At 44.4% G+C, this 19904-nt stretch carries 15 protein-coding genes; 7 read left to right on the top strand and 8 right to left on the bottom strand.

The window, feature by feature from the left end:
* Positions 1 to 36 precede the first annotated feature (36 nt).
* Both SVI_RS00675 and SVI_RS00670 read right to left on the bottom strand, forming a co-directional pair.
* Positions 37 to 3180 (bottom strand): efflux RND transporter permease subunit, encoded by a 3144-nt coding sequence (locus tag SVI_RS00675; RefSeq protein ID WP_013049432.1) that lies wholly within the window; start codon positions 3178 to 3180, stop codon positions 37 to 39.
* A 15-nt stretch (positions 3181 to 3195) separates the two neighbouring features.
* Positions 3196 to 4359: an efflux RND transporter periplasmic adaptor subunit gene (locus tag SVI_RS00670; RefSeq protein ID WP_041419541.1), complete on the bottom strand. Its 1164-nt coding sequence runs from the start codon at positions 4357 to 4359 to the stop codon at positions 3196 to 3198.
* A 431-nt stretch (positions 4360 to 4790) separates the two neighbouring features.
* Between SVI_RS00670 and SVI_RS00665 the strand changes: the two genes are divergently transcribed.
* Complete coding sequence (locus tag SVI_RS00665; RefSeq protein ID WP_013049430.1) at positions 4791 to 5549, top strand: TorF family putative porin; 759 nt, start codon at positions 4791 to 4793, stop codon at positions 5547 to 5549.
* 127 nt (positions 5550 to 5676) lie between these two features.
* Here the strand turns inward: SVI_RS00665 and SVI_RS00660 are convergent, their stop codons facing one another.
* Entirely contained in the window at positions 5677 to 6375 is a 699-nt protein-coding gene (locus SVI_RS00660) for a DNA-3-methyladenine glycosylase I (protein WP_013049429.1), read from the bottom strand.
* A 203-nt stretch (positions 6376 to 6578) separates the two neighbouring features.
* Between SVI_RS00660 and SVI_RS00655 the strand changes: the two genes are divergently transcribed.
* Complete coding sequence (locus tag SVI_RS00655; protein WP_013049428.1) at positions 6579 to 7472, top strand: LysR family transcriptional regulator; 894 nt, start codon at positions 6579 to 6581, stop codon at positions 7470 to 7472.
* A 156-nt stretch (positions 7473 to 7628) separates the two neighbouring features.
* Positions 7629 to 8279 (top strand): glutathione S-transferase family protein, encoded by a 651-nt coding sequence (locus SVI_RS00650; RefSeq protein WP_013049427.1) that lies wholly within the window; start codon positions 7629 to 7631, stop codon positions 8277 to 8279.
* Between the two features lie 45 nt (positions 8280 to 8324).
* Here SVI_RS00650 and SVI_RS00645 read toward each other — a convergent pair whose 3' ends face one another.
* Positions 8325 to 8855 carry a thioesterase family protein gene (locus SVI_RS00645; protein WP_013049426.1) on the bottom strand — a complete coding sequence of 177 codons (531 nt, stop codon included), beginning with the start codon at positions 8853 to 8855 and terminating at the stop codon, positions 8325 to 8327.
* A gap of 217 nt (positions 8856 to 9072) precedes the next feature.
* Positions 9073 to 11115 (bottom strand): oligopeptidase A, encoded by a 2043-nt coding sequence (gene prlC / locus SVI_RS00640; protein ID WP_013049425.1) that lies wholly within the window; start codon positions 11113 to 11115, stop codon positions 9073 to 9075.
* Positions 11116 to 11386: 271 nt separating this feature from the next.
* Between prlC and SVI_RS00635 the strand changes: the two genes are divergently transcribed.
* The 3 genes from SVI_RS00635 (at position 11387) to gorA (ending at position 14458) form a co-directional block, all read left to right on the top strand.
* Positions 11387 to 12163 carry a hypothetical protein gene (locus tag SVI_RS00635; protein WP_041419540.1) on the top strand — a complete coding sequence of 259 codons (777 nt, stop codon included), beginning with the start codon at positions 11387 to 11389 and terminating at the stop codon, positions 12161 to 12163.
* Positions 12164 to 12401: 238 nt separating this feature from the next.
* Positions 12402 to 12956, top strand: coding sequence for a hypothetical protein (locus SVI_RS00630; RefSeq protein WP_013049423.1), 555 nt, complete (start codon positions 12402 to 12404; stop codon positions 12954 to 12956).
* A gap of 146 nt (positions 12957 to 13102) precedes the next feature.
* Positions 13103 to 14458: a glutathione-disulfide reductase gene (gene gorA, locus SVI_RS00625; RefSeq protein WP_041420151.1), complete on the top strand. Its 1356-nt coding sequence runs from the start codon at positions 13103 to 13105 to the stop codon at positions 14456 to 14458.
* 491 nt (positions 14459 to 14949) lie between these two features.
* Here the strand turns inward: gorA and bcsG are convergent, their stop codons facing one another.
* The 3 genes from bcsG to bcsE are packed head-to-tail and all read right to left on the bottom strand — an operon-like array spanning position 14950 to position 18327.
* Positions 14950 to 16587 (bottom strand): cellulose biosynthesis protein BcsG, encoded by a 1638-nt coding sequence (bcsG, locus tag SVI_RS00620; RefSeq protein WP_013049420.1) that lies wholly within the window; start codon positions 16585 to 16587, stop codon positions 14950 to 14952.
* Between the two features lie 16 nt (positions 16588 to 16603).
* Positions 16604 to 16765 carry a hypothetical protein gene (locus SVI_RS21665; protein ID WP_013049419.1) on the bottom strand — a complete coding sequence of 54 codons (162 nt, stop codon included), beginning with the start codon at positions 16763 to 16765 and terminating at the stop codon, positions 16604 to 16606.
* Entirely contained in the window at positions 16762 to 18327 is a 1566-nt protein-coding gene (gene bcsE / locus SVI_RS00615) for a cellulose biosynthesis protein BcsE (RefSeq protein WP_013049418.1), read from the bottom strand. The genes SVI_RS21665 and bcsE overlap by 4 nt, the downstream gene beginning before the upstream one ends.
* Positions 18328 to 19100: 773 nt before the next feature.
* On the opposite strand from bcsE, the gene bcsQ reads away from it, so the two are divergent.
* Positions 19101 to 19901 (top strand): cellulose biosynthesis protein BcsQ, encoded by an 801-nt coding sequence (gene bcsQ / locus SVI_RS00605; RefSeq protein ID WP_013049416.1) that lies wholly within the window; start codon positions 19101 to 19103, stop codon positions 19899 to 19901.
* Positions 19902 to 19904 lie beyond the last annotated feature (3 nt).

Here is a 19904-nt window from a genome sequence, read left to right as displayed (position 1 = left end):
TTTTTTAAGACCTTATCGAGTCGAGAACATCACCTGCTATAGCCTAGCGCTGGTCTCGGCTTCGACAGCCTTCTTCTTCTCTCGCTTGCTGAACATACGCTCGACAACCACGAAGAAGATTGGGATGAAGAATATTCCCATAAAGGTCGCACTCATCATGCCGCCAAGTACACCTGTACCTATGGCGTTCTGACTACCTGAGCCTACACCAGTACTGATGGCTAGAGGCACTACACCCAGACCGAAGGCCAGAGAGGTCATCAAGATCGGACGCAGACGCACGCGCACCGCATGTAGCGTAGCATCCACTAAGTTAGCACCGTTCTCGTAATATTCCTTGGCAAATTCAACAATCAGAATGGCGTTCTTCGTCGCCAGCCCCACTGTCGTTAACAGTGCCACCTGGAAGAATACGTCATTAGGTAAGCCGCGAGCATTCATGGCGATAAGCGAGCCAATAATACCCAAAGGCACCACTAATATGACCGAGAAAGGCACAGACCAACTCTCATAGAGGGCTGCTAAGACTAGGAATACCACAATAATAGACAGGGCATATAGAGCCGGTGCCTGGTTGCCCGAGAGACGTTCCTCATAGGATAAACCGTTCCACTCAACACCGAATCCTGATGGCAATTTTTTCACCATCTCTTCGATATCGACCATGGCAGCACCAGTACTATAGCCAGGTGCTGTTCCGCCCTGGATATTCATCGCAGGCAGACCGTTAAATCGCTCCAAACGAGGCGATGCATATTCCCAGCTACCGGTTGCGAAGGCCGAGAAAGCCACCATCTCCCCTTTGGTATTACGTACATACCAGGAATCGAGATCTTCCGGCTGCATTCGGTATTTGGCTTCACCTTGTACATAGACCTTCTTAACCCGACCACGATCGATGAAGTCATTCACGTATGAACCACCCCAAGCCGTACCCAGCACGCTATTCACCGAGTTGATATCTACACCTAAGGCTCTGATCTTAGCCTGATCTATATGTATCTGATACATAGGTGCATCTTCCTGACCATTGGGGCGGACGCCCACCAGATTAGGATTTTCTCTCGCCATGCCCAGTAACATGTTTCTCGCTTCTACAAGTTTTTCATGACCTTGGCCATTCCTGTCCTGTAGATAGAAGTCGAAACCGTTCGCCGTACCCAGCTCAATCACAGCAGGAGGCACGAAGGCAAACACGAAGGCCTCCTTCATCTGCATAAACTTACCCATGGCACGAGCCGCAACCGACTTAACATCCTGTCCAGCGCCTTTACGCTCGGTCCAATCTTTCAGGCTGACGAAAGCGATACCCATATTCTGACCACTACCCGCGAAGCTGAAACCTGAGACGCTGAATACTGATTCAACGTTTTCACTTTCCTCATTGAGATAGAAGTCGGTGACTTTCTCCATCACCTTCTGGGTGCTTTCCTGAGTCGAGTTCACCGGCAAGATAGCCTGAGTAAACATGATGCCCTGATCTTCATCGGGCAGGAAGGCGGTAGGCATACGCATAAAGATCCAACCCACAGCGACGACTAATGCCAGATAGATCAACATCACACGGCCGGTGCGTTTAATCATGGCAGCAACACTGTCTGTGTAACGAGATGTCAGTTTGTCGAAGCTACGGTTAAACCAACCGAAGAAGCCAGTATTAATATGTGTCTGGCCCTTCTTCATCGGCTTAAGCATAGTTGCACATAGAGCCGGTGTCAGAATCAAGGCTACCATCACCGAGAGTCCCATAGCCGCTACAATCGTGACCGAGAATTGGCGATAGATCACGCCGGTCGAACCCGACATAAATGCCATGGGCACGAATACCGCCGACAGAGTCAGGCCGATTCCCACTAAGGCTCCGGTAATCTGATCCATGGATTTCTTGGTGGCCTCGACTGGGCTAAGCCCCTCCTCCTGCATCACACGTTCAACATTTTCCACCACCACAATGGCGTCATCCACCAGCAGACCTATGGCCAGTACCATGGCAAACATGGTCAAGGTGTTGATGGAGAAACCCACCGCCGACAGAATGGCGAAGGTACCCAATAACACCACAGGCACAGCTATGGTCGGAATTAATGTCGCGCGTAAGTTCTGCAGGAACAGATACATGATCAAGAAAACTAAGATCACCGCCTCAAACAAGGTATGCACCACGCCTTCGATAGATTGCTCTACGAATGGCGTAGTATCATAGGGATAAACCACTTCTATTCCTTGGGGAAAGAAAGGTTTCATCTCTTCAATCTTGGCTCGAACCGCGTTAGCCGTCGCCAGAGCATTAGCCCCAGTTGCCAGCTTAACCGCCAATCCTGCCGCGGGCTTACCATTGTAGAAAGACTCTACCGCATAGCTTTCTGCACCAAGCTCAATCTTAGCCACATCCTTAAGATAGACATTCGCACCGCTAGAATCCGACTTGATGATGATCTGCTCGAACTGTTCTGGTGTCTGCAATCGACTCTGGGCCGATACAGTTGCGTTAAGCTCTTGGCCACCGACTGATGGAGACCCTCCCAACTGACCCGCTGATATTTGCGCATTTTGCTCACGTATAGATGCCATGATATCTATGCTGGTCAGCTTATACTGAGTCAACTTGAGGGGATCTAGCCAGATACGCATAGCGTACTGAGCACCAAACAGTTGAATCTCACCTATACCTGTCACCCGGCTCATGGGGTCCTGTATGTTAGAAGCTACATAATCCGCGATATCATTCTTATCTAAGGAGCCATCTTTAGATACGAAACCTAGGACCATCAAGAAGCCAGAACTCGACTTGTTAACCTTGACGCCCTGAGCCTGAACTTCCTGGGGCAGCAGCGGCATTGCCAGCTGTAACTTATTCTGCACCTGTACCTGGGCGATATCTGGATCCGCCTCAGCGTTAAAGGTTAAGGTGATCTGTGCATTACCGAAACTATCACTGGTGGAAGAGATGTAACGCAGGTTATCGATACCTGTCATACGCTGCTCAATGACCTGGGTCACCGAATCTTCCATGGTTTTAGCTGAAGCACCTGGATAACTAGCACTGATCACTACGGTTGGTGGTGCGATACTCGGATACTGAGATACGGGCAATCCAAAGATCGACAAGACCCCGGCCAGCATCACAATAATGGCGATCACCCAAGCAAAAATAGGGCGATCGATAAAGAAACGTGCCATAACTCTACCTTAACCTTATTTTTGGTTAGCCGACTGACTGGCTGATGTACTTGAGGCGGCAGCTACGGGTTTAACTGCAGCGCCAGGACGAATTTTCTGTAATCCTTCGACAATGAGAGTATCGCCGACAGCCAGACCATCTATGATCCGCCATTGGTGATCGATCACCTCGGCAGTAGTCACGACACGAGATTCAACCTTGTTATCGCTATTGACTAACATAGCTACGGCTTGGCCCTTACTATTACGGGTGATCGCTTTCTGAGGCACTAGAATCGCTTGCGGATCTGTACCTGCATTAAGCACAGCACGGACATACATGCCAGGCAATAACAAACCTTCAGGATTAGGGAACTCGGCTCTCAAGGTTACCGAACCAGTATTCTCATCGACACTCACCTCGGCAAAGCGCAATACACCCGCATGGGCATAAGTAGTGCCGTCTTCGAGAATAAGCTGCACATCTGCGTTATCTGTTGCCTGTAATTTACCTTGTCTCAGCTTAGCCTTTAGGCGCAATAGCTGTGCACTGGACTGAGCGATATCCACATTGATAGGATCAAGTTGCTGAATCTTTGCCAAGATTTGTGTCTGGTTAGCTGTCACCAGCGCACCAGCCGTAACACTAGACTTACCAATCCTGCCCGAGATAGGCGCCTTAACTTCCGTATAGACCAAGTTGATTTTGGCGGTATTTATGGCAGCGTTAGCCACAGCTACCTTAGCTAGCGCTTCTTTATACTGAGCATCCGCTTCTTCAAAATCTTGCTGACTGATGGCATTTATCTTGATCAACTCGTTAAAACGCAATGCTTTCGCTTTGGCCGACACTAAACCAGCCTTAGCACTAGCCAGATCGGCTTCTGTGCTGAGCAGTCTTGCTTTATAGGTGGCTGAATCAATCAAATACAGAGACTGACCCTTGTGAACATCACTGCCTTCGACAAAACTACGTTCGGTGATAATACCCGATGCCTGAGGCCTGACTTCAGCTTCGAGAAAGGCCTTACTCCTTCCCGGCAATTCAATACGAATATCCTGAGACAGGGTTGTAACTTTAATGACGCCAACTTCCGTGCTTCCTGGCTTGTGGCCTGGCTTAACATCGCCATTTTGTCCACAAGCAGTAATCCATAACGCCACACTTAAAAAAGAGGCAATTTTCACTATTTGCCGCATGAGAACTCCTATCAAAGCAACCGACCCAGATATGCTATCCCGAACAATAGAAACGACTATTACAGGTATATTTGGACACATAAATTATTGTATAAGATTCGAACGTGCCTTTTATCTCATAATGGAACAAGGTCAACAAGTAGAACCGACAGTAAAATTGTAAGTTAATGCAAATTTAAGCTGAGAATCATACGCTTATGTTACGAGTAGGTTAATGAGAATCCAGTTTTATGGCCTTAGTAGCTATCTCAATTCAAGCAAAAATAATAATCTAGGAGGTCAGAGTTATTACAGACTAGCTAAGTCGGCTAACTCATTCATATATCTTCATATCTTTTCGCTTTTGATTCATCCCAGCAAGCAATTCTATTCACATATCCCCCTTATGATGCAACTGCGCTAACAAATTCTATCTATGTGAGATTACGAACATGACAGTCAAGATGAAACTACACTACAGCTTACTGCTAAGTGGATTATTACTTTCAGCCTCTTCCTTTGCTCAGGCAGCAGAATCAAACTCAAGCTCAGAAGTGCTAGGCGGCACCATCACAGGTAACCTGACCTTTGCCTCGGACTACGTATTTCGCGGCGAATCTGAAACCATGGACGGTGACGTTCCTGTGGTACAGGGCACCTTAGGCTGGGGCAATAATGATGGTTGGTATGCCGGTGTATTCGCATCAAACATCAAGTTTGCCGATCCAAATCTGGAAATAGTCACCGCCCCTTTCATCGGCAAGGCTGGCGAGTTCGGTGACAGCGGCTTCACCTACGATGTCATGGTGTTCTCTTATCTGTATCCAGGTGCTTCATATTCGAACTACACAGAATTATGGCTTAAAGTCGGCAAACAATTCGGCCGAGCTAACATTCAACTTGAAGTCACCCCAACAATCGATGATTGGTTTGGTGTCAACGGCTGGCAAGGGGTTAACTACGCCATTCACCCGAGTTATGCATTCAGCAACGGCGTGAACGTTTCCGGTTCTGTGGGTTATCAAGACTTAGACGGTGAAGGTGCTGAAGGTTGGGGACACTGGAATCTAGGCCTAAGTAAGGTCTATTTAGGGCTTAAGTTCGACTTGAGATACCACGGCAGCACAGTCGATGAGACCCACAAGGTCTATGGCACACAAACTGAAATTTTTGATGACCGATTAGTTATTGGTATCAATAAAAGTTTCTAAGTTAGAAGTTAGAAGTTAGAAACAGTTTTACCCAGCTAGATAGCCCAATACATATCACTACTTATTGCTCAGTCTTTGGCAAACTTTCGCCAGCCCATTCCAGGCTGGCTTTTTTTATGGGGTAAGCTTAAACCCTATTATCCCCTACGCCATAAGCTAGAATACGGCTGATATCGGCAAAGCTGCGACCCGACTCTTGTTGCCAGCCATTGAATACGGCTTGTACTTGCTTGAGCCCACTCTTAGAGCTGAAACCAAAGTCCACCAGCTTGTGTGCTTTCATATAAGCTTGCACATCGCCGGTTAGCAGGAAGGTATCTTTGCCCATGGCCCGCAGAAAGTAGGGGCCAGTGTTACCGCCGAGTCGAGTGCCTCTGCGCTTAAGCTGGGCCCATAAACCGGTAATATCCTCACCTGGCCAGTTGGCAATAAATTCGGCTAAGCTGCCATGCTCTCTGGCAATGTCCTGAATCATCAGCGCATTATCATAGATGGCCATGGTCTTTTTCATATGCCTGATAAGCGTCGCGTCGCTAGCTCGATCATGTAACTGCTCGGGCGATAGCATTAGCACCTTCATAGGCTCAAAATTGAAGAAAGCTTTCTCGTAGGCTGGCCATTTGTTCTCGACAATGCGCCAGACAAACCCTGACTGGAATACCTTCTTACTCATCTCAGACAGTAGCTGAGCATCGCTATACTGACCTATATCATCGAGACTTAAATTAGAATTACTATTAGGTAGCAGGCTCTCTAGACCTTCATCGCCGCCTTTACGGTCACTGGCTCTTTGATAAACGGCAGAGAAAGATTCTTGTCGACTCATATTGGAATATCGATTCCTAACTAAATAATCTGTACATAGTAAGAAATCTAATACAGAAAGCAACAAGATAGTCCGAGACTAGTGGACAAAAACCAAACAAACATCTAGCTTTAATAGCCTGTCACTCAGTAAACAATCAATATTTATATCAGAGTTTGGTTAGTATTATTTAAGTATCGCTTGTTTAGTTACGGGGATAATTTATGGACGCAGGGCAACTGTACCGAATGCTAGTCTTTGCAAACGTCGTCGAGCAGGGCTCACTCACTGCTGCGGCTGAAGAGCTTGGCATCAGCCGCTCTATGGTCAGTCAACACCTGAAAAAGTTAGAGCTTAGATGTGAGACACAACTGATCCAAAGAACCACAAGAAAAATGGGACTCACCCAAGATGGTCAGAATTTCTATTATTATTGTGCCGAACTGCTGCAGCTAGCCAAGCAAGCCGAAAACTCGACTCGTCCTGATAATATTGAACTCCATGGCAACATTAGAATTTTAGCTCCGGTTTGCTTCGGCGAACACGATCTCCTCCAACATATGGGAGAATTCCATCGCCTGTATCCTAAGATCCGTATTTCGATACAGCTGGAAGATAGCCCCATGGACCTGAAAGATAATAAGATCGATATCGCCATTCAGACTGGTGCCCGTATGGATCCGCGAATAGATGCCATCAAACTGGCCCAATTCGATGAATACCTTGTCGCCAGCCCCGAATACTTAGAACAACATGGCTCGCCACTGCATCCGGATATGTTACAGATGCATCTATGGGTGTTGCAGGCATCTAATCAGTTGCCGAAGCGATATCAAATCCAAAATAGTTATGGTGATAACTTCAAACTCAATATCAATCCATCTACCACCTGTAATAGTAACTTAGGAGTCATGAGCTTAGTTAAACAGGGACTCGGTATCGGCATTTTACCAAGCTATTTAGCTCAGCCTCAGATAGCCAGTAAACACTTGGTGCATATCTTGTCCGATTATCATCTACAAGAAGGACTCATCTACGCGACTCACCCTTTCAATGATGTGATACCACCTAAAGTGCAGGCTTTTATCGACTTTATTAAAGAGCGCCTAATGGCTTAACTAAAGAATGGCTCAAAGCTTAATTCAACTAGGTGTCTAGTCAGGGACTCGTCACATATTTTAGCCTGAGACTCCATAGGTTATGGGTTTGCGCTCTAACCTAGAGCGACTAAAATTATCTATAGGACTTACATTGATCTTTGAGGGCGAACACTGATGGAGCTGTTTTATCATCCACTTTCCCGCTACTCACAGAAAGTCCTCATAGCCCTTTACGAAAAACAAGCCAACTTCTACCCAAGAATCATAGAACTTAGCGATCCCTTCTCCCGTAAAGAGTTCTGTCAGGTTTATCCTCCCGGCAAGGTACCACTCCTCAAGACTCGGTCTGGAGACTTGATTCCTGAGTCGAGCATTATCATTGAATATATCGATCATGAGTTCTCCACAGGCACTCGATTACTACCTAGAGAACATAAAATTGCTCTAGATACACGCCTACAAGATCGTCTAATCGATAACGATTTCAGTAATATATTATTTGAACTCGAACATCAAAAAATTGAATCAAAAGAGAAAAACCAAATTAGGATTAAGCATTTAGAAAATAATATTACTCGCTTCCTGCAATACTTAAATACTCAGTTAGAAGATAAGCACTGGTTGTGTGGCGATAGCTTAACCTTGGCAGACTGTGCGCTTTTCCCATGCCTGTACTGCGCACAAGACCACTTTAAGTTATTTGAATTTGATAATTTGGACAGATACTGGCATCAAGCTCAATTAAGAGGCGCATTCCAACAGGTGAAGGAAGAGGTCGAACTAGTAAAAATAGAAGTCCTCTCGGGCAGGAGGCCGATACCTTAGAAGAAGTTCCTAGATTCAGAAACTAGGAACTAGGCACCAAGAACTTTATATATTGCGCTCTTTCTTCAGTTGCAGAAACTGCTTCCACTTAATCACTTCGGGGGTAAGTTCAGGGACCGGACCTTCGAAGTTAACCTCCTTGATCATAGTTTCTATAGGGACTTGCTTACCTCCGCACACAAAAACACAGCGTACATGTACTATGCAATGTAGGGTCGATTCACTAACAAACCTCTGTTCTATATAGACGTATTTTTCATCCCAGCCTACAATCTTGGTCTCTATCTCAAACTTAGTGAAGGGCTTGATATCTCTGATATAGGTGAATTCGGCGGCATTAACGATTGGCATCCACTTCAACTTGATGAATTTTTTCAGGAAGCCCATTTCGGCCATCATATAGGTACGAGCCAGGTCCAGAAATGCCGGATATCTTGAGTTGGTCACATGAAAATTAATATCACAATCAAGAGGCCAAACACGATAGGAGATACGACTGGTGTCGAGGAAACCGATAGAATTACAATGGCGAATTCGCCAGATAAAGAGCCAAATTAGCCTAAAATAGAGATTCATTAACTGTCCTTACAACTAATACTTAAAAAGCGATTCTTAAAACGCGGCCATTAAAAGACGATACTAGAATACAGTCCTTTAAAAAGAGCCCGAAGGCTAACAGAGGTCATACCAGATAACAAGTTGCTGTTCTAGGGAACTAGATAAGCTCGAAGCCAGCCAATAAAAATGCCAATCGGCAAACCGATTGGCATTTTAGTTTTATGCTTACGGCTTACTACTCGCCGCCTATACCACTGTGACGCAGTAGAGCATCTATCTTAGGCTCGCGGCCACGAAAGCGTTTGAACAAGACCATAGGCTCCTCGCTCCCCCCCATCTGCAGGATATTTTCAAGGAAACTACGGCCTGTGCCTAAGTTAAATATCCCCTCCTCTTCGAAGCGTGAGAAAGCATCGGCAGAAAGCACTTCGGCCCACTTGTAGCTGTAATATCCAGCGGCATAACCACCGGCAAAGATATGAGCGAAGCTGTGCTGAAAGCGATTGAAGTCGGCGGCTTTGACCACGGCAACCTGTCTACGCACTTCATCTAACTTGGCTTGAATATGAGCACCCTGCTCAGGGCTATATTCCAGGTGCAGCCTGAAATCGAATAGTGAGAACTCAAGTTGACGCAGCATCACCATGCCTGACTGGAAGTTTTTCGCCGCCAGCATCTTGTCTAACATGGCTTTCGGCAACGGCTCACCAGTTTCATGATGTCCAGAGATCTCGGCTAACGCCTCCTCCTCAAAGCACCAGTTTTCCATAAACTGACTCGGCAGCTCAACCGCATCCCAAGGCACACCATTGATACCTGAAACCCCGGCAACATCTATCTTAGTCAGCATATGATGGATACCATGACCAAACTCATGGAACAGGGTTGTCACTTCATCGTGAGTAAACAAGGCTGGCTTACCGTCCACTGGACCGCTGAAATTACAGGTCAAATAAGCCACTGGATCTTGCAAGCCATTTGGCGTCTGACGACGGCCACGACAATCATCCATCCAGGCACCACCACGCTTACCTTCACGGGCATAGAGGTCTAGATAGAAACTGCCTCTATGTACACCATCACTATCGCTAATGTGGAAGAAGCGCACATCTTTATGCCAAGTATCAAACTCTTTTTGCTCTGTGATACTCAGGCCAAACAGGCGAGAAACCGTATAGAACAAACCCGAGAGCACCTTGTCTTCGGGGAAGTATGGGCGCAGTAACTCTTGAGAAATTTCGTATCTATGGTGCTTGAGCTTCTCGGCATAGAAGCTTAGATCCCAGGGCTGAAGATCACTTGCATCGAACTCTTGCTTGGCAAATTCAGTCAACTCCGCCAGCTCGGTGGCTCCCTGTTCTTGAGAGCGGCTCGCAAGTTCACTAAGAAATTCTAGCACTTGCTTGGGACTTTCGGCCATCTTAGTAGCCAGTGACTTATGGGCGAAGCTTTCAAAACCTAGCAGTTGAGCTAGCTCATGGCGCAGAGCAAGAATCTCATCCATCAAGGGACCATTGTCATACTTACCGGCGAAGGGTCCTTGATCTGAGGCTCGAGTCACGAAAGCGCGGTAGCACTCTTCACGTAAGTCACGATTGTCACTGTAAGTCATTACTGGCAGATAGGATGGAATATCTAAGGTAAATAACCAGCCTTCTTGCTCTTTGGCCTTAGCCATGGCTTTCGCTGCGGCTATTGCAGACTCAGGAAGACCCGCTAGCTCACCTTCATCGGTAATCAGTTTACTCCAGGCCTGTGTGGCATCCAGTAGTTGGTTGGAGAAGCTGCTCGTCAGCTCAGACATACGCTTTACCAGCTCACCATATCTTAGTTTATCTTGATCACTAAGACCGATACCAGATAGCTCGAAGTCTCGTAGACTGTGTTCGATAACTTGTTTCTTGGCCTGGCTCATCTGCTCAAATTCACTGGAAGCCCGCAATGATTTGTAGGCTTGATAAAGTGGCTGATGCTGACCGACAAAGGTGCCGTACTCAGACAACAGAGGCAAACAGGCATCATGGGCCTCGCGCCACTCTTCACTACTAACAACAGAATTCATGTGAGAAACCGGTGACCAGATCTTGCCGAGTTCATCATCCACCTCTTCGAGAGGGGCAACTAAATTATCCCAGCTAAAGGAAACCGACTGGGCTAGCACTTGATCTATTTTACTGCGGCAGTTAGCGATACCTTGCTCTACAGCCAGCTGAATATGTTCAGGTTTGATCTTGGAAAATTGGGGTAACTTGGTGCTGGTAAGCAAAGGGTTGCTCATATTGATTCCTCAGCAAATTAACGAGTCTAGCTATGAGATATGGGCGAAGTGAGTCATATTCAAGAAAAATTGCTAAATCTCTATATAAAATACTTACCTAGCAGTCAAATCCATAGCAAACATTGACCTAGTTCAAAATATTGGCCCGCTCATAAAGCACACTTTAACTATTGATAACTAGCTCTCAAATGAAACACGTTATCATTTACATAGCCATAGTGAGGAATATTATCGGCGCCATAGACATCCTTAGGCCTGAATCAGTTTAATTATGCACAAATCCATTAAGTATATGCTAGTTGCCAGTCTCGTCATTGCAAGTATCTCAGTACAAGCCAATAAGGATTTTTATCTAGATGACTCTCATAACATCAATAATTTGCCAGCAAACCAACCTAATGAAACTCAGTTAATTGTAGACCTAGGCTGGGACTCTAAATACGTATCTGAAGGCCGTAATAATCTCGATCTAGGTGGTATAACTTGGGGAACTCTTGCCGTTCAACAGGGCAATCTCAATATGTATGCAACTGGCGGCCGCGCCGATAGCCAGGACTACACAGAGTGGAACTTAGGTGTGGAATACAGCATCTCACTTTCAGACACAGTCGAAGCCAATTTAGGTTACCAGAGACTCGAATTTTATGGTGATGAGCGCTGCAGTGATAATGAGTTGTTTGGCGACCTAGCTTACCAGGCGCAAACCTGGTTAATCCCTACTCTTAGCTACACCTACTCAACCCAAGCAGGCGGCTATTTCCTTGAGGTCAGCATACATAGCCCTTGGCAATTGAGCCAAGGACTCACAGTTACTCCCTATGTTAGTCAGGCATTTGACTTCCAATATGCCTCCGAAGAACATAATGGGGTTAACCATTTTCAGCTGGGGATAGAAGCCGAATGCCTCATTAGTGACCGACTCGCCCTATCGGGACATTTTAGTCGTACCTTAGCCCAGGAGGATATCAAACTAGAGGCCAGAGCCGATGGCAATGAGGCGAGTCTGGATCAGACCTATGCAGGCATTCATCTGATCTGGAGCTTATAAAATAGCAATAACTAAGCCCTAGGGAGTAAAGAGAGAATTGGTTAAACCTCTCTTTGTCGTCTAAATTTAGCCTTAGCATATTATTAGTAAGTTAAGCCTTGATAGGCTATCACTAGCATAAGCACTAGCATCTGTACTAATGCCGGAGAAGACCTGAAAAATCTATATTTGAAGCATCAGCCCAACATAGATCCAAAATAGACCCTAAATAAAAGTACAGCATAAAGAGGAACAAGGAATGTCACTCTTCAATATAAATAGCCATGTTACGCATAACAATTTTCTAATTAAGCCTATATGGCTACTGCTTATCTTGCTGCTTAACTCCCCTTGCCAAGCTAACGATAAAACCTTACTCACCAATGCCGATGCGCCCCATCCAGGAATAGGTGTAGCCTTAGACAGTGAAGGTAAGCCGATTGCTATTCCCACCAAGGGCAGTGCCATGGAGTACCAGCCGCCACAGGCTTATCCATCTAAAAAAAACAAGAGCAAAAAAACCAAGAGTAAAAAACGTAAAACCACTAAAGGGTCCAAGAGAAAAAGCACTAAAACCCTGTCGAGAAAGCAGACATTGGCCAGTAGAATCCAGGTCGCCAACGACCCTGGGTGTCGCTGGCTCGACAAGCGTATGGATAAATTAGAGAAGAGCCTGTCTTATGCAGGCAACCAAACCAGCTATGGCTTTCATCGAGACGAATTAAAAATAAGGCATAAGGAGTGGCTGTGCATGAAGTGTGGTGCTGAAGGGCCAAAGCAGAGAGATCACGACGCTTGCCAGTATCGGCGTTAATCACAACGTTCAAACTCAGGCATAGCATTGCTATTTGTCTCTGTATTTCGCCTCAGAAGATAGAGCACTGGTTCAAGGCATAAATACCCTCTACAATGAGGCATGCTTTTTTCGAGCAACCTTTTAAAGACTTTTTGGAGATAAAGATGGCCCAACATTTTGACTATATCTGTCTTGGTGCAGGTAGTGGTGGTATTGCATCGGCAAACCGTGCAGCTATGCGCGGCGCTAAAGTACTTCTAATCGAGGCCAAGGCTCTCGGCGGAACCTGTGTCAATGTGGGCTGTGTACCTAAGAAGGTCATGTGGTATGGCGCACAAGTCGCCGAAGCACTGCATCTATACGCTAAAGATTATGGCTTCGATGTCACGGTCAATAAGTTTGACTGGAGTACCTTAGTCGACAGCCGTGAGGCCTATATCGACCGCATTCACGGCGCCTATGACCGTGGTCTGGAAAACAACAAGGTTACTTTAGTCCGCGGCTATGGTCGCTTCGTCGACCAGGGCACTATCGAAGTCGATGGCGAGCATTACACTGCCGATAATATTCTTATCGCAACCGGTGGCTCACCAACAATCCCCAATATTCCTGGCGCAGAACACGGTATAGATTCCGATGGTTTCTTCGCACTAAGAGAGCAGCCTAAGCGTGTCGCCGTTATCGGTGCCGGTTATATCGCCGTCGAGCTAGCCGGTGTATTGCACTCTTTAGGTAGTGAAACCCATCTATTCGTGCGTAAACACGCACCACTGCGTAGCTTCGACCCTATGTTAAGTGAAGCCTTGATGGAGTCTATGGCTACTGATGGCCCTAGCTTGCACATCAACAGCACACCTCAAGCGGTAGAGAAGAATGCCGATGGCAGCCTGACCCTTAAGCTTGAAAATGGTGAAAGCTATGAAGTCGATACCCTCATCTGGGCTATCGGCCGCAAGCCTTCTACCGGCAATATTGGCCTAGAGAACACTCAGGTTAAGCTTAACGATAAAGGCTATGTCATAGTCGACGAGCAGCAAAACACTACCAATCCTGGTATTTACTGTGTCGGTGATATCATTCAAGGCGGCGTCGAACTAACACCAGTCGCAGTTAAGGCTGGCCGTCTATTATCTGAGCGTCTGTTCAACGGCATGACCGATGCAAAGATGGATTACAAACTTATTCCAACAGTAGTATTCAGTCATCCTGCGATTGGCACCATGGGGCTCAGCGAGCCTGACGCCATTGCCGAATATGGCAAAGACAATGTTACCGTCTATGTGTCAGGCTTTACCTCCATGTACACGGCAATCACGGCTCATCGTCAAGCCTGTAAGATGAAGCTAGTCTGTGCTGGCCCAGAGGAAACAGTTGTGGGTATACATGGCCTAGGCTACGGCATGGATGAGATCCTACAGGGCTTCGGCGTAGCCATGAAGATGGGCGCGACCAAGAAAGACTTCGATTCAGTTGTGGCTATCCACCCCACTGGCGCGGAAGAATTCGTTACCATGAGATAATCCTCAAGCAAAGCCATTCTGATACCTAGTTAATTCTAGAAAATATCAATTATCGGTCATATTTTATATGGCCGAATTTTTATCCGGTATCAGAAATATTGCCACATTAAATTTACTACCCTAGATCACCCATAAAGAATCGGCCTCATTTGTCGATTTCTCACTATTTAGTCGATAAAACTCCATGATGAACTCGCCTGGGTTCGAACTAATAGGCTTGATTTAAATAGCCCCAGACTCTGAAACCACAATAAGTAGCCTTCACCAGATCCTTCCCAGCTAACCCTGCCAGTATTTTCACACCTAGAGTAAAAACAAAATACCAAGAATAGATAACTGATTTTGGCTGATTGACGGGGATATTTCGAATCACAAAATCTAGAGTAGAGCCTTTATATTGCTAGCAACTAGCTTGCTAATAGAAAATTAATATTTGAGGAAACACTTAAATCACTCATGGGGGGAGCAGGTGACCCACTCCCCTTTTAAGCTTAATCCGTCGGGTATTCACTCCATGTACTGCCATCGAGTGAAATATAGTGTTTATCTTTCACCTCCATCACAGTAGTGCCGGAGTTTTGTGCCACCATTTTTGTCTTGGGTAAATTAGTGGTTAATACTTTCGGATCGAATGTATTGGTCTTATAAATATTGCTATCTAAGATATTAGACACTAGCTGAGATACGGCCAGATAACTTGATGGGTCTGTGATATGCACCGTATCACCGACACGTTTCATATTGTCACCAAACACCTTTAGCCCTACGTGAGTATGTACAATTGATGCCGCTGGGATCTCACGCATACCGGGAATTTGCATGCGGTCGCCACGCATGCCTGCACCGTGTTCAGGTACTAACATGACGACAATATTGCGTTTTGAGGCTTTTAATTCCTGGAAAAATCCATATAGATCATCTAATAGATTCTTGAGTCGACGCTTATAGCTAATCAAATTCGTAGGAGATTCGCCCCCGATCACTCGATTACCGTCGTGGAGGGAAATGGTATTATATAGGGCAACAACTTGATTATTATCATTGCGAATTCGTTGCTGCCACCAATGATCGAGTACATCTTTATCGCGATAGATATCATCACCATCGAAGGCTTTTTCATAAGGTTTAAAACCATCTAATGGCATCAAAGCAGCATTCAGCTTGCCCTTCTGTTGCAGCAATTCCAAGAAATTGTCGAAGACTCCATCATGGTTCATCAATAAATTTTCTTTGAAGCCTAATTTTGCCAAATTCTCGAACAAGTAACACTTATTCGAAGCCGGAGCATCGAAGAGTTCACCATGGGTTTCTTGACCACAGTTGGCACGCAGTAATCGAACCAAGGCTGGACCACTATAAGAGGTTGCAGCATTGAAACGGTCAAACATGATATCGAACTCTTTAAATATAGGATGATCACTCAGACCCGAAATTTCAATGTCATCCCATGCCACGGAGCAGATACTCAAAAACAACAAGTCAAAAGGAACATCGTCCTTGGCGGTAGGATTAAAGCTGACAGAGCGTTTGAGTTCATTAGTAAAAAAGTCGTTCTTCAAATTGTTTAGCACATCATCATTAATTACTGTGACTTCCCTGGCCTTAGGCACAGTCTCAGATACTGAGGTCACATTCGCTGTATTTGCCACAGCGGCTCCGGGCTGTGGCGCAATCACAGTCGCTGGTTCAGGCAAACTTATATACACGAGTAGACCCACAACCAAGACGGAAATACGCAGGTATTTACTCAAGATGAAATAGCCGATACACAGGGTGAAAATAGCCAGAAGTGCGCTAGGAGAAACGAAACGGCCAAGTAATTCGATCAAGTAACTGGTTTCGAATTGCATTAACTGACCCATTTGCGACCACAATCGGTTCAAAGGAGGCAGGTAAGAATCGAAGTGCATTAACCATAAGCCGATAGGGACAGCAATCAGGGTTCTAGCTATTGCCAGACGCTTCGATGCTAAAGGAAACAATAAAAGTGCCAAAAAAGCAAAGTTTTCAACAGGATGAAAATCAATACTCCCCTTCAGGTATAGGGCAATTTTAATGATGAAATAAACATTCCACCAACCTAGTCCAGAGAGCATAAATACGTTTGGGGTTATATTTTTATTGGTCATAAAGATTATGTCTTGTTTAAGAGTTTTTTGTTTTTACTTCGACTAAGTGACTAGGCTTCTTCACATAGCGACGATATATACGCTGAGCAACTTGAGCCATATCACGAATGAAATAACCTGTGGCTAGTCCTAGGAGTAGACAGATGATAACGGTGAGCGAAAAATCATTAATATTCATGCAGTAAAGTATCTGTATTGTTTTCTTTTGGCTAAAGAAGGTGAGACTTGATTAACGTTAGCTATATTTGGCTCAAAAATGGCGGTTACCCTGGATAGCTTCTCAACCTCTGTTGAAACCGACATGGCTTGCCCCACAATAGTGGAGAGTTCCTGTTCAATATCATGTAGATTATTTAAGACATCCACAGTACGAAACAGATCCCTGACTGGATATTCGAAGATATTATTTAAGGCCACATCGACATCGCTAATACGAACGGCACTAAATAGCACGTAGATAGCCGTTCTACATACGGTAACAAGATCACCATCACGTCGAATATGACACAGCCTTAAACACTCTTCAGCTTGCATACCGGGCAAAATAGTCAGCTTGATAACGGCAAAACGAATACGAGTTTGTTCGAAGGACTGCATTAAACTGCTGCAATAATCGACAAATATTGTATTGGTTATGTATCCCTTGTACTCGTATATCTGATTATATTTTAATAATCCTTCCAGAGTATTGGGGATAACTCGCGTAAAAACCTGCCCTTGTAACGCTTCCATCTGACTAATGCAGCGGGGGTACGACACGGTAAAAGGCAAGATCAAATTTACCCCGGCCCGCAGTAAAAACTGCTCATCTAGGTAACGTAAACACTGATTCACTTCACGAATTAGTATTTTTAATCGCGAACCAGCTGACTTTCTAAGTTGGTAACAAGCCAGCGCTAAATTTTTAATCTCTTCTTGAGATGCGCAACTAAAAATGACCGTTGATGCACTAGGGCGATCTAATTGCTCAATCAGTGCATGGTTACTATCGGCCACTATGACGTTTGCCGGTAGCTGAATGTTCTCGTCAAGTACAGTTCGGCTGATATAAATACAGTCACTGTCAGCTGAATCTCGAGTCATGACTTGCATCAGGTCATCATATTCTTGCTTTACATAAAATTGGCCACTGGCATTTAATCCCAGTATAAAATTTGCATCTGATTTTACACCATGTGCATTAGACCAAAAATCCACATGATAGTGATAAGTCTCGCCATCGGCCTTCTGTAAGCTTGCCATACCCGAAAGTTTTGTATTATTCGTTAATAACATAGGCTTAATAACCGAAGTGGCTAACGAACCATAAATAAGTAATTTAATAACTAGCTGGCGCTTAGAAGCGTAACATTTAATAGCATTTAAAAAAGCATCCCAGCTCTCACTATTGTAACTAACAAGTAATCGATCTGGAGAGAATATGACTAATGTTGATTTAGGTTTAATATTCAATGACGACAAGTCATTAATTATATCCATTACCGTGCTTTTATTGTTACCACTTACACCTGATGAGAAAAATAGTTTTATAGATTTCTCTACCAGGAGTGAACCTAGGCCAACATGATTATTAGCATCTACTCCTGAATTAAATCTTTCTAGATCAACACATGAAACAAATGAAAACTCATCGTTACTTAAACATAGACTATTTACATAGTGGAGCGCCGAATCATTACTAGTGAACAAGTAAGTGTAAATACAAGAATGCACTGTTTCCTGAGTAATGGGCGTTAACATATTAATCGTTGGCATAGGCACCACGATTATATGACAACCTACTGTCCCCCAAATAAAATACCACTTTGCAAAAACGCATTTTCAGTTCCAAAACATAGAGTTAACTTGAGATACACAGAAGATAAGTAGGTATAACTTTAGCCTGCCGATATTATAAATATACTTAATATTCTTTGGAATATGATTAACCCAAATACTTAAATATGGGTAAACCTAGTTACATATAATAAGCTAATTTGCTCAACCAATAAAGTTTATATAAAATACGACCAAATTGAACAAGTGAGAATTAGTGAAATTGGCGACATCATCTAAGGATATCGAGACGATATATTCATCTTTTAACATTAAAAAACATCACTACATTGAAATAAGTGAGAATGAAAATTATCAAGATGTAAAACAAAAATGGCTATCGTTAAGCACCATGAAAAATACATACACCAGTAACAAAATAGACACCCAAGAACAAGACATAAACAAAACACAAGACAACCACCAGCAACACGCAATTAACAACCCTATACAGGCTTGATATATTAAAACCTGTATTAGGTTAGAATGATATATTACATGTGATAAATGATACATAATGCTTTAAGGAATTAATTAGCCATAGGAAGGTTACCTTGTTCAACGAATCTCAGTCCTCAAACCCAAAGTGTACAAGTCAAAGAAATATTAATAATACGCCTTGGCACATTATGATGTTAAAACTGGGATTCCAAATAAACAAAACCAGATTTAATAATCAATAGTATGGTCATTTCATCATGAAACGATTGATTATTATCAGTCTAAAAAGTGGCACTGGTTCAACCACAGTAACGGCTAATTTGGCACAAATGTTACACCAACTAGGTAAAAATACCTTAGTGGTAGATTGTGTAGCAAGCAATGTGTTGAAACTACATCTGGGATTGCCTTTTAAGGTAGACGATGGCTGGGTAAAACGTTTACTCCAAGCTAGCCCATGGCAAGAAGCCAACTTCGAAAGTCCACTAGGGGTAGATTTTATCCCTTTCGGCCAGATAAATAACCAAGAAGCTTTGGCTTTTCGAGCCAATAAGCCGGACCTCTTCGCCCACTTATTCCAAGAACTCAATAGGGCAACTAGCACATCATCCCAAAATGATTGGCAACTTATCCACTTGTCTATTGATGATCTGACTGACCCCTCAGTGGCCAGATTTTGTGATGCTGCGGATCTTATTTTATGTGTTGTAAGCCCTGAACCGTCCAGTTATTACGTTATGCAAAACACCATAAAACACCATAGGTTTATCCAGCATCACTTGGAGAGATCCAAAAAACTTAAGTTCTTAATCAATCAATTTCAGGCTGAAACTCAGGTGGGACGAGATTTTTTATTGGTGTTTAAAAAAGAATTAGATACTCAACTTATACCAGTCGTCTTACACAAGGATACAGCTCTGGTAGAAAGTATCGCTAACTTAACCACAGTCCAGCACCATGCACCACATAGTCAGGCAGCTAAAGACTACCAGTTACTGGCCTTCTGGTGTATTTCACACTTAGCCGCCCTAGGCACTGATTCGGGTAAGGAGAGCTAGTCC

Source organism: Shewanella violacea DSS12 (assembly GCF_000091325.1).
Lineage (GTDB): Bacteria > Pseudomonadota > Gammaproteobacteria > Enterobacterales > Shewanellaceae > Shewanella > Shewanella violacea.
The sequence above is the reverse complement of the archived record's forward strand: the minus strand, read 5'-3'. Positions and strand labels throughout refer to the sequence as shown.

What these genes read in the sequence shown, in the direction of transcription:
- SVI_RS00675 (WP_013049432.1), bottom strand. Translation starts at nt 3,180, where the DNA reads ATGGCACGTTTCTTTATCGATCGCCCTATTTTTGCTTGGGTGATCGCC.
- SVI_RS00670 (WP_041419541.1), bottom strand. Translation starts at nt 4,359, where the DNA reads ATGCGGCAAATAGTGAAAATTGCCTCTTTTTTAAGTGTGGCGTTATGG.
- SVI_RS00665 (WP_013049430.1), top strand. Translation starts at nt 4,791, where the DNA reads ATGACAGTCAAGATGAAACTACACTACAGCTTACTGCTAAGTGGATTA.
- SVI_RS00660 (WP_013049429.1), bottom strand. Translation starts at nt 6,375, where the DNA reads ATGAGTCGACAAGAATCTTTCTCTGCCGTTTATCAAAGAGCCAGTGAC.
- SVI_RS00655 (WP_013049428.1), top strand. Translation starts at nt 6,579, where the DNA reads ATGGACGCAGGGCAACTGTACCGAATGCTAGTCTTTGCAAACGTCGTC.
- SVI_RS00650 (WP_013049427.1), top strand. Translation starts at nt 7,629, where the DNA reads ATGGAGCTGTTTTATCATCCACTTTCCCGCTACTCACAGAAAGTCCTC.
- SVI_RS00645 (WP_013049426.1), bottom strand. Translation starts at nt 8,855, where the DNA reads ATGAATCTCTATTTTAGGCTAATTTGGCTCTTTATCTGGCGAATTCGC.
- prlC (WP_013049425.1), bottom strand. Translation starts at nt 11,115, where the DNA reads ATGAGCAACCCTTTGCTTACCAGCACCAAGTTACCCCAATTTTCCAAG.
- SVI_RS00635 (WP_041419540.1), top strand. Translation starts at nt 11,387, where the DNA reads ATGCACAAATCCATTAAGTATATGCTAGTTGCCAGTCTCGTCATTGCA.
- SVI_RS00630 (WP_013049423.1), top strand. Translation starts at nt 12,402, where the DNA reads ATGTCACTCTTCAATATAAATAGCCATGTTACGCATAACAATTTTCTA.
- gorA (WP_041420151.1), top strand. Translation starts at nt 13,103, where the DNA reads ATGGCCCAACATTTTGACTATATCTGTCTTGGTGCAGGTAGTGGTGGT.
- bcsG (WP_013049420.1), bottom strand. Translation starts at nt 16,587, where the DNA reads ATGACCAATAAAAATATAACCCCAAACGTATTTATGCTCTCTGGACTA.
- SVI_RS21665 (WP_013049419.1), bottom strand. Translation starts at nt 16,765, where the DNA reads ATGAATATTAATGATTTTTCGCTCACCGTTATCATCTGTCTACTCCTA.
- bcsE (WP_013049418.1), bottom strand. Translation starts at nt 18,327, where the DNA reads ATGTTAACGCCCATTACTCAGGAAACAGTGCATTCTTGTATTTACACT.
- bcsQ (WP_013049416.1), top strand. Translation starts at nt 19,101, where the DNA reads ATGAAACGATTGATTATTATCAGTCTAAAAAGTGGCACTGGTTCAACC.